Source organism: Kitasatospora papulosa, from assembly GCF_000717245.1.
Lineage (GTDB): Bacteria > Actinomycetota > Actinomycetes > Streptomycetales > Streptomycetaceae > Streptomyces > Streptomyces papulosus.
The window spans coordinates 1-3325 of sequence record NZ_JNYQ01000045.1; the positions used below are offsets into that span (position 1 = coordinate 1).

The 3325-nt window shown below is 66.6% G+C and carries 3 protein-coding genes; 1 reads left to right on the top strand and 2 read right to left on the bottom strand.

What is annotated here, in order from left to right; translation table 11 throughout:
- Positions 1 to 456: 456 nt before the first annotated feature.
- Together IA22_RS0133540 and IA22_RS34875 are read right to left on the bottom strand one after the other, a co-directional pair.
- Positions 457 to 780 (bottom strand): hypothetical protein, encoded by a 324-nt coding sequence (locus IA22_RS0133540; RefSeq protein ID WP_030125852.1) that lies wholly within the window; start codon positions 778 to 780, stop codon positions 457 to 459.
- 341 nt (positions 781 to 1121) lie between these two features.
- Positions 1122 to 2945 carry an SMI1/KNR4 family protein gene (locus IA22_RS34875; protein WP_051694905.1) on the bottom strand — a complete coding sequence of 608 codons (1824 nt, stop codon included), beginning with the start codon at positions 2943 to 2945 and terminating at the stop codon, positions 1122 to 1124.
- A gap of 126 nt (positions 2946 to 3071) precedes the next feature.
- Between IA22_RS34875 and IA22_RS36995 the strand changes: the two genes are divergently transcribed.
- Entirely contained in the window at positions 3072 to 3230 is a 159-nt protein-coding gene (locus IA22_RS36995; RefSeq protein ID WP_157840981.1) for a hypothetical protein, read from the top strand.
- Positions 3231 to 3325: the final 95 nt, after the last annotated feature.

The following is a 3325-nucleotide window of genomic DNA, read 5'->3' on the forward strand; positions in this document are numbered from 1 at the left end:
TCACTGAGCTGTCGGCGCGTCACACCGGCGTTCTACCGTGATCCGTCCCGGCACGGCAGCGGAACGCAGATATTGATCACGACCTCACACAGGCCCTAGGGGTATCGGGCCGCTCGCCCTGGCAGCTGCTGGACGGGGCCGCCGAGGACCTGACCACCCACCGCCTCCTGTGCGCCGAGATCATCGACGGCGTCAGCTGCTTCGTGGCGTCATGGTCACCCTGAAGCAGCTGACCTCAGCAACCCAGCGCTACCGATCACGAAAGTTGAGCCAGAACAATCTTTGGTGAGCGGGAGGCAGCGTGAAACAGCCGTGGAAACCGGCTGTGTCACGTCCTTCCTCCGCAACCGCGCACACTGGCCATCTCTGAGGAGCTCGCGCGCCGAGGTTGTGACGGGGTTTGCGCCCGCGGTGATTGCCGGGTCTGCTACTTCGAGCCGCGCTTGGACGCCCGGGTCAACCGAGACCAGACGAGAGCAGCAACAGCAGCACGAACAGAGCGATGGGCGAGAGCAACATCGTCGACACGTGCGCGAGCAGAGCTTTCGGCATGCGCAGCAAGGCGAGAGACGTCGCACCTACCACGAGCCAGCCGAAGTACAGCTGGCCGGCAGACTGCCAAGCAGCGGTCTCCTCCGCCCGGGTGGTCGGCTCCGTACCGATGACTCCTACGGATGCCAGGAGCAGCACGGCACACACCAGCAGGTCGACAAGAACGACGATCGCAGCCACATGCCCGCCCGCAAGCTTGGCCTGGCCCCGGGGCCGTATAGCACTCATAAAATCCGGAGCCTACCCTTGCCCAGAACAGCCCCCTCAGTCGAGCACGCTGAGCAAGAAGTCCCGCCGGCATCCCGTGCACGCGGAAACGTCCTCGCCGGTTACGCGCCATACTTCGCCGGCGGTGCTGCATCCCACCTGCCCAACGGACACGAAACGTCGATGAAGGAGCCGCGCTGGGCCGCACCAGCCAGGGCCGGCCGATCGCGTAGGTGGGCAGTGGGTGAAAGCCCGCCTGCCGGGGCCGGGAAGCGCGGCAGCCCGTGTCGGACCGGCCAGAGGAATCGGAACACCGCTCCGGAGATGGCGCTGAGACGGGCGCTGCCCGCATCGGGCTTCCGCTATTGCGTCGACCTTCGCCTCCGGGCATGCGCCGTCGGCGTTCGGACCTGACGTTCGTGAGGTGGCGCACCGCGGTGTTCGTGCGGGGCCTCGCCGAGCTGCTCCGTGAATTCCGCCCGCCAGTCGGGGTTCCGGCGCTGGTGGAGGACGCTGCCGATGACCTCGCGAGCCGGCAGGGAGAGTGCATCGGCCAACGCGCCCGCCGCGTTGGCTCGGTGCTGCCAGGCGTCCCTCTCGCTGAGGTCGATCAGAAGATGGCCGTCGTCGTCCCGGGGCAGGCTCCATGCTGCCGCCGCGTCCGCAAAGACTGTGCGCAGCCGTATGCCGAGTGGTGAGTCGTCGTCCACACCGTGGCACTCGTCCTGGCCCGCTCGATGAAGAGCTTCGATAACCTCGGGGTAGGTATCGAGGCCGGTCTCGGCAGCGAGACTACACATTTGTGTTGCCAGCACGGTGCGCAAGCGCGCCTCGGAGGCCGTGGTGATGTGCTCGGCAAGATCGGTCGGCGGACGGTATCGCCCGTCCACTCCTGGCAGTACTGGTAGCACCTGGGCACTGGCCAACTCGCCGGTCAGGGCGCCCGGCGGCAGGTCGATTCCGAAATGGTCGGAGACAACTCCGCAAACCGCGCGGAGAGTTGCACGCTGGAGCAGAGGGGTCCGCTCCGTCGGCACTTCCAGGCTGCCCAACGAGGTCCGTCCGTCTGGCAGGAGCCGGCCCGCGGCCGGGCCGTGTGCGGGCAACTCGGGAAAGATGTCGAACGGATCACCTTCACCAGGCTGCTGGTAGGACCGCCTTGTGTCGTAGACCGTGACGACTTCCCCGTCCTCGTAGTAGGACATCGTGGTGGCCCCGGAGAACGACAGGGATACCGCTTGAGTACCTCGGGACAGACGACGCAGAACCTCGCTCCGGTTGCCCTCCCACCGATGCCCTTCCTCGATTCCGAATGCCCACTGACCACAGCGCCCGGCCCGGACCACCGGGAGGAGGCCGGCCGTCCATCGCTGGGCGTCTGCCTGTGCCTGTCCGCGTGAGCGGGGGCGGTGGGTGTCGGCCAGGGCTCCGAAACGGCGCAGGAGTTCCGACTCGTCCAGGCCCCGCACGAAACTGAGGCAGAACGAGGCATACTCTCCCGCCCATCCCTCCTCCGCGACCACGGGCAAAGGCTCTTGGCCCACCTCAGGTGCGGCGGGTGCGGCAACGGTTGCCGCAACCTCCCGCAGTGACCGGGGGACGGGTAGTGGCTGAGGTTCTTCCTCCCAGAGCAGGGTCTCCTGCCAGACGACTGGCACGAACTTCCGCCACCACCCCATCGCAAGCCCGTGCTCGAGGCCGCCCGCGAGCTCGTGCAGGAAAGCTGCCAGCGAAGGCCAACGCCCGAAGCTCGTGCCTCCCCCCTTGAGGTGTGTTCCCACTGCGCCGAACGTGGCACCCTCCCGGCAGTCGAGGACCAGGCCGTCCGGCGGATTGCTGTCCGCGAACATCAGGAACTCCGGATGCCAGTACGTCTCATCCGGATGATCCTCGCCGAGCCTGTTCCACAGTTGCCGGTCCATCCGACCGCGCCGCAGAATGGCATCAATACCCAACGGCTGATCCCCTCCAGGGAACTGGAAGAGACCGTGCCCCGGTGAGACGCCGTCGTGGCAGCGTAGGGACTCGACAAGGTCAGCGGGGAACTTCATTCTCAACTCGTCCGCAGCCGCCGAGATGGCGTCCGCCGAGGCGGGCGGTCGCAGAGAATCGAAGGTACGCGGTGCGTGTTCGGCCAGCCAGGTCTCGATCCGCTGCCAGGACCGGTACACGGGAATCACAGTCATGAACGGATAATCGCAGCCACCCCCACCTCACCCTCACTCTCACCCTCACCCTCACCCTCACCCTCACCCTCACCCTCACCCTCACCCTCACCAGCGAAAAGGTCGACTCCGCTTCTGCGAGGGCGCATGCGGCGTCTCCTGGAGCGGCTTCGAAGGAGCTACGAACATGTCACGCCTTGGCTGACGCGCTGCGCCCGCGGTGAGGAGGACGTCGAGGTGGTGGGCGTCGCCATCGTCGCGGCGTGCCACATGGTCCTTCGCTTGCTGCTGGAGGCCGTCTTCTAGGGCCTGTGTGAGGTTGTGATCATTCGGTCGTCGGTAAGAGGTCGTTGATCCAGATCAGAGAGGCTCGGAGGTGGAGTCCGGCGTCGTAGCTCTCG

What these genes read in the sequence shown, in the direction of transcription:
- IA22_RS0133540 (WP_030125852.1), bottom strand. Translation starts at nt 780, where the DNA reads ATGAGTGCTATACGGCCCCGGGGCCAGGCCAAGCTTGCGGGCGGGCAT.
- IA22_RS36995 (WP_157840981.1), top strand. Translation starts at nt 3,072, where the DNA reads ATGCGGCGTCTCCTGGAGCGGCTTCGAAGGAGCTACGAACATGTCACG.
- IA22_RS34875 (WP_051694905.1), bottom strand. Translation starts at nt 2,945, where the DNA reads ATGACTGTGATTCCCGTGTACCGGTCCTGGCAGCGGATCGAGACCTGG.